Below are 6,118 nucleotides of genomic sequence, written 5' to 3'. Positions count from 1 at the left end.
ACCTTGACCATCTTCAAGACGCCCGGCGGCAGCTCGTCGCCCCGCTCCAGCTTCTCGCGCCGATCCTCGAACTTCTCGTTGATCAGCTTGACGGCCTCGTCATACTGGCCCTTCACGGCTTCCAGATCGGCCTGGACCTTGTCGTCCTGGACGGCGAACTTCCACCATTCGTGCTTCTCGACGCCTTCCAGCAGGTCGGCATCGATGGTCGCGCCCTTCTTGACGCCCTTCGGCGCCGCGGTTGCGACCTGGCCGACCAGCATCTCGCGCAGCCGCGACCAGGTGGCGCGGTTCAGGATCGCGCGCTCGTCGTCGGCGTCCTTCTTCAGGCGCTCGATCTCCTCGCGCTCGATCGCCAGCGCACGCTCGTCCTTGTCGATGCCGTGACGGTTGAACACGCGCACGTCGACGATCGTGCCGGCCACGCCCGGCGGCAGCCGCAGCGAGGTGTCGCGCACGTCGGACGCCTTCTCGCCGAAGATCGCGCGGAGCAGCTTTTCCTCCGGCGTCATCGGGCTTTCGCCCTTGGGCGTGATCTTGCCGACCAGGATATCGCCCGGCTCCACCTCGGCGCCGATATAGACGATGCCCGCCTCGTCGAGGTTGCGCAGCGCTTCCTCGCCGACGTTCGGAATGTCGCGGGTGATGTCTTCGGGCCCGAGCTTGGTGTCGCGAGCCATCACTTCGAACTCGTCGATGTGGATCGACGTAAACACGTCGTCCTTCACGATCCGCTCGGAGATCAGGATCGAGTCCTCGTAGTTGTAGCCGTTCCACGGCATGAACGCGACGAGCGCGTTGCGGCCGAGCGCGAGCTCGCCGAACTCGGTCGACGGGCCGTCGGCGATGATGTCGCCGGCGTTGACCACGTCGCCCACCTTCACCAGCGGACGCTGATTGATGCAGGTCGACTGGTTCGAGCGCTCGAACTTCATCAGCCGGTAGATGTCGACGCCGGACTTGCCCGCCTCTACCTCGCCGGTCGCGCGGACGACGATGCGGGTCGCGTCCACCTGGTCGACGATGCCCGAACGCTTGGCGGCGATCGCAGCACCCGAATCGCGCGCGACCGTCTCTTCCATGCCGGTGCCTACGAACGGCGCCTCGGCGCGGACCAGCGGCACTGCCTGGCGCTGCATGTTCGAGCCCATCAGCGCGCGGTTGGCGTCGTCATTCTCCAGGAACGGGATCAGCGACGCCGCGACCGACACCAGCTGCTTCGGCGACACGTCCATCAGCGTGATCGTGTCGGGCAGCGCCATCAGGAACTCGCCCGCCTGCCGCGACGAAACCAATTCCTCGGTGAAACGGCCTTCTGCGTCCAGCTCCGCGTTCGCCTGCGCGATCGTGTGCTTCGCCTCTTCCATCGCCGACAGATAGACGACCTCATTGGTCACCTTGCCGTCGACGATCCGGCGATACGGCGTCTCGATGAAGCCGTATTTGTTGACGCGGCTGAAGCTCGCGAGGCTGTTGATCAGACCGATGTTCGGGCCTTCCGGCGTCTCGATCGGGCAGATGCGGCCGTAGTGGGTCGGATGGACGTCGCGCACCTCGAAGCCCGCGCGCTCGCGGGTGAGGCCGCCCGGCCCGAGCGCCGAGACGCGGCGCTTGTGCGTCACTTCGCTGAGCGGGTTGGTCTGGTCCATGAACTGCGACAGCTGCGACGAGCCGAAGAACTCGCGCACCGCCGCGACCGCGGGCTTCGCGTTGATCAGATCGTTCGGCATGACGGTCGAGACGTCGACCGAGCTCATGCGCTCCTTCACGGCGCGCTCCATGCGGAGCAGGCCGACGCGATACTGATTTTCAAGAAGTTCGCCCACAGAACGGACGCGGCGATTGCCGAGATTGTCGATATCGTCGATCTCGCCCTTGCCGTCCTTCAGGTTCACGAGCTCCTTGACGACCGCGAGGATATCCTCGGTGCGCAGCGTCGTGATCGTGTCCTCGGCATCGAGGCCGAGGCGCATGTTGAGCTTGACGCGGCCGACGGCCGACAGGTCGTAGCGCTCGGGATCGAAGAACAGGCCGGCGAACAGCGCCTCCGCCGTCTCGCGCGTCGGCGGCTCGCCGGGGCGCATGACGCGGTAGATGTCGCTGAGCGCCTGATCGCGGTCCTCGGCCTTGTCGGCCTTCAGCGTGTTGCGGATCCAGGGGCCGGTGTTGACATGGTCGATATCGAGCAGCTCGACGCGGTCGAGCCCGGCCTTGTCCAGCTTCTCCAGATTCTCGGCCGAGACCTCGTCGCCCGCCTCGATATAGATTTCGCCGGTCGCCTCGTTGATCAGGTCGAGTGCCGAATAGCGGCCGAAGATTTCCTCGGTCGGGATCAGCAGCGTCGTGAGGCCGTCCTTGGCTGCCTTGTTGGCGGCGCGCGGCGTGACCTTCTGGCTGGCGGGGAACACGACTTCGCCGGTCTCCCCGTTGACGACGTCGAACGCCGGCTTCGCACCGCGCCAATTCTCGGCGATGAACGGCACTTTCCAGCCGCCCTCGCCGCGCTCCCACGTCACGGTGTTGTAGAAGTGGTGGAGGATTTCCTCCGAGTTCAGGCCGAGCGCGAACAGCAGAGAGGTGACCGGCAGCTTGCGCTTGCGGTCGATGCGGACATTGACGATGTCCTTGGCGTCGAACTCGAAATCGAGCCAGCTGCCGCGATACGGGATCACGCGGGCGGCGAAGAGATACTTGCCGCTGGCGTGGGTCTTGCCGCGGTCATGGTCGAACAGCACACCCGGCGACCGGTGCATCTGCGAGACGATGACGCGCTCGGTGCCGTTGATGATGAAGGTGCCGTTCTCGGTCATGAGCGGCATGTCGCCCATGTAGACGTCCTGCTCCTTGATATCGAGCACGGAGCGGCTTTCGGTATCGGGATCGACCTCGAACACGATCAGGCGCAGCGTGACGCGCATCGGCGCCGCGAAGGTGATGCCGCGCTGGCGGCATTCGTCGGTGTCGTATTTCGGCGGCTCCAGCTCGTAATGGACGAAATCGAGCTCGGCGGTGCCGGCGAAATCGCGGATCGGGAAGACGCTGCGCAGCGTCTTTTCCAGGCCGGAGACATAGCCGATCGACGGATCGGAGCGCAGGAACTGTTCGTAGCTTTCGCGCTGGACCTCGATCAGGTTCGGCATCTGCACCACTTCGTGGATATTGCCGAAGACCTTGCGGATGCGCTTGGACGCGCGGCCAGCCGAAGCCGGAACTGCCTGAGTCGCCATGGGGGTTTAGTGCCTCGCCGTTAGAATCGGGACGCGATCAAGACGCAAAAAGCCGCGTGCTCCCGTCAAGAGAACCGCAGCTTCAAGCGTCCTGGCCAACCGACAGTCTTCCATTCGTTCGGCACGCCGCGCCATTGCGAGCCATTTCCCGAAAACTGTGGTGAGGCGCGCGATATAGGGGCGCAGACGCCGCCTGTCAAAGGGGTCGCACGCGAAAGTAAAGCCGAAATTGTCCAATGGACTTGCCGCTGGGCGATCCGGGAGCACGGCTGGTCGCAACGCTTGCGACCAGTCGAGCCGAAAGGCCGTTGCGCTGCGACTATGACACAGAATCACATCGCTCGCCGGGTCGCGCTCGGTCTGTTGCTTGGTTCCGCCGCGATCCCTGCCGCTGCGCAAGACGTGCAGTCGGTCACCCCGCCCATCCTGACCCCGGCACCGCCGCCGGTGACGACGCCCGAAGCGGCCGCTCCGGCGCCGGCTCCGACCGCATCGCCGTCGATCACTTTCGCGCCGCAATCGGCGGTGGTCCAGAACGTGCCTCCGCCGCCTGCCCCGCCGCCCGAAGCGACGGCGACGGAGGCACCCGCCGCGACCGCTCCGGCGCGGCGCACCGCGCGTGCGCCGGCACCCGCGGCGACAAGCCGTGCTGCCCGCGCTGCTCCGCAGGCTGCCGCTACCCCGGTTGCGGCACCATCGCCTGAGGCTGCGCCTGCCGAGCCGCTTCCAGCGCCGGTCAGCGCGGCGCCGCTTCCGGCCCCCGCCGCGGCACCTGCCGTCGCGCCGGTCCCTGCCCCCGAGGCGCAGCCTGAGGAACTGAGCAGCGCGGCCGCCTGGGGCATGCTCGCAATCCCGGTGATCGCGATCCTGGCGCTCGCCGCCTGGCTGCTCTCGCGCCGCCGCCGGTCGCGCGCCGAGGCCTATGACGACACTTATTATGCGCCGGCCGAAGAAACCGTGGTCGAAGAGCCGGTGATCGAGGCGCCGCTCGCCGCGGCGCCGGTCGCTGCGGCCGATGCCGCGGGCCGCCCGTGGATCGACATCGGCCTGCGCCCAGTCCGCGCCGAGGATTCGCTGGAAGTCGAAGTGACGGTCAGCAACTCTGGCGACGCACCCGCGCATGACGTGAAGGTGTCGACCTGGATGCTCAGCGGCGCCGAATCGTCGGACAGCGAACAGGCGCTGATCGAGACGCGTTCGGCGGCCGACGTTGCCACGGTGGACGTGGCAGCCGGCGCGGACGAGAGCGTCGACACCCGGGTGGTGCTGCCGAGCGACGCCGGCACGCCGATCCTGGTCGCCGAAGCCCGCTATCCGCTGCCGATGGGCGGCGAAGGCCGGATCGCCGCGACCTTCGAGATCGACATGACCGAAGGCGACGCCGAAGCCCGCCTGCACGACGTGCTGGAACGGGCGTGACGTTGTTCGATTGCGTCCGCCGTTAGTCGCTCGTCCCGAGCGGAGGCCGAAGGCCGTAGTCGAGGGGCGCCGCTCCCAGCCAAGCGCCCCTCGACTACGCGCTTCGCTTCGCTCGGGACGAGCGCTATGGCTCCAGCATCGAAGAAGTGCTCTAAAGCACGTACTTCGACAAATCCGTATCGCGCGCGATGTCGCTGAGCTGCGCTTCGACATAGGCACGGTCGATAACCAGCTTCTCGCCCTTGCGGTCCTCGGCGTCGAAGCTGACCTGTTCCAGCAGCTTTTCCATGACCGTCTGCAGCCGGCGGGCGCCGATATTTTCGACTTGGCCGTTCACTTCCGCAGCGATCCGCGCGACTGCGGCGATGCCGTCGTCGGTGAAGTCGATCTCCACCCCTTCGGTGGCGATCAGCGCCTTGTATTGCTGGGGCAGCGACGCCTTGGTGTCGGTCAGGATGCGCACGAAGTCCTCTTCCGTCAGCGCCTTCAGCTCGACCCGGATCGGCAGCCGCCCCTGGAGTTCCGGCAGCAGGTCGCTGGGCTTGGCGACGTGGAACGCCCCTGACGCGATGAAGAGGATATGGTCGGTCTTCATCGGCCCGTATTTGGTCGCGACAGTCGTGCCTTCGATCAGCGGCAGCAGGTCGCGCTGCACGCCTTCGCGGCTGACCGAGCCGCCGCGCACGTCGCTGACCGCGATCTTGTCGATCTCGTCGAGGAAAACGATGCCGTTCGCTTCGGCATCGGCGAGCGCCTGGCGGCTGACTTCGTCCTTGTCGAGGCGCTTGTCGGCCTCTTCCTCCAGCAATTTCTCCCAGGCGGCGCGGACATTGATCTTGCGCTTCTTGGTCTGGCCGCCGCCCATCGCCTTGGACATGATGTCGGACAGGTTGATCATCCCGACCTGACCGTTCATGCCGGGAATGTCGAACGGCATCTGCGGCTGGTGAGCGAGCTCGACCTCGATTTCCTTGTCGTCGAGCACGCCCTCCTCGAAGCGCTGGCGGAAGGCGGCGCGGGTCGCCTCGCTCGATCCCTTGCCGGTCAGCGCATCGAGCAGCCGGTCCAGTGCAGCCGCCTCGGCCTTGTCGATCACGGCTGCGCGGCGGCGTTCCTTTTCCAGCCTGATCGCTTCCTCGACCAGGTCGCGGGCGATCTGCTCGACGTCGCGGCCGACATAGCCGACCTCGGTGAACTTGGTCGCCTCGACCTTCACGAACGGCGCGTCGGCGAGCTTCGCCAGCCTGCGGCTGATCTCGGTCTTGCCGCAGCCGGTGGGTCCGATCATCAGGATGTTCTTGGGCGTGACCTCGTCGCGCAGGGCCGGTTCCAGCTTCTGCCGGCGCCAGCGGTTGCGCAGCGCAACCGCGACCGCGCGCTTGGCCTCGGTCTGGCCGATAATGTGTTCGTCGAGGGAAGCGACAATGGCTTTGGGAGTGAGATTGTCTTGCATCTTGGAACTTTGAACCCGT

At 66.4% G+C, this 6,118-nt stretch carries 3 protein-coding genes; 1 reads left to right on the top strand and 2 read right to left on the bottom strand.

What is annotated here, in order from left to right; genetic code table 11:
• A partial coding sequence (gene rpoB / locus VFT73_RS10305; protein WP_326410650.1) for a DNA-directed RNA polymerase subunit beta occupies positions 1-3,227 on the bottom strand: 3,227 nt, incomplete at its 3' end.
• Between the two features lie 321 nt (positions 3,228-3,548).
• Here rpoB and VFT73_RS10300 point away from each other — a divergent pair.
• A complete protein-coding gene (locus tag VFT73_RS10300; RefSeq protein WP_326410648.1) occupies positions 3,549-4,646 on the top strand; it encodes a hypothetical protein in 1,098 nt (365 codons plus the stop codon).
• 151 nt (positions 4,647-4,797) lie between these two features.
• Here VFT73_RS10300 and hslU read toward each other — a convergent pair whose 3' ends face one another.
• Positions 4,798-6,099, bottom strand: a complete 1,302-nt coding sequence (gene hslU, locus VFT73_RS10295; protein ID WP_326410646.1) for an ATP-dependent protease ATPase subunit HslU — start codon at positions 6,097-6,099, stop codon at positions 4,798-4,800.
• Between the last annotated feature and the right edge of the window lie 19 nt (positions 6,100-6,118).

It is taken from the genome of Sphingomonas sp., from assembly GCF_035758555.1.
Taxonomy (GTDB): Bacteria; Pseudomonadota; Alphaproteobacteria; order Sphingomonadales; family Sphingomonadaceae; genus Sphingomonas_B.
Note: the sequence above shows the minus strand (reverse complement) of the source record. Positions and strands in the feature narration are given on the sequence as shown.

Excerpts from the sequence above, each read along its gene's own strand:
- VFT73_RS10300 (WP_326410648.1), top strand. The coding sequence starts at position 3,549 with ATGACACAGAATCACATCGCTCGCCGGGTCGCGCTCGGTCTGTTGCTT.
- hslU (WP_326410646.1), bottom strand. The coding sequence starts at position 6,099 with ATGCAAGACAATCTCACTCCCAAAGCCATTGTCGCTTCCCTCGACGAA.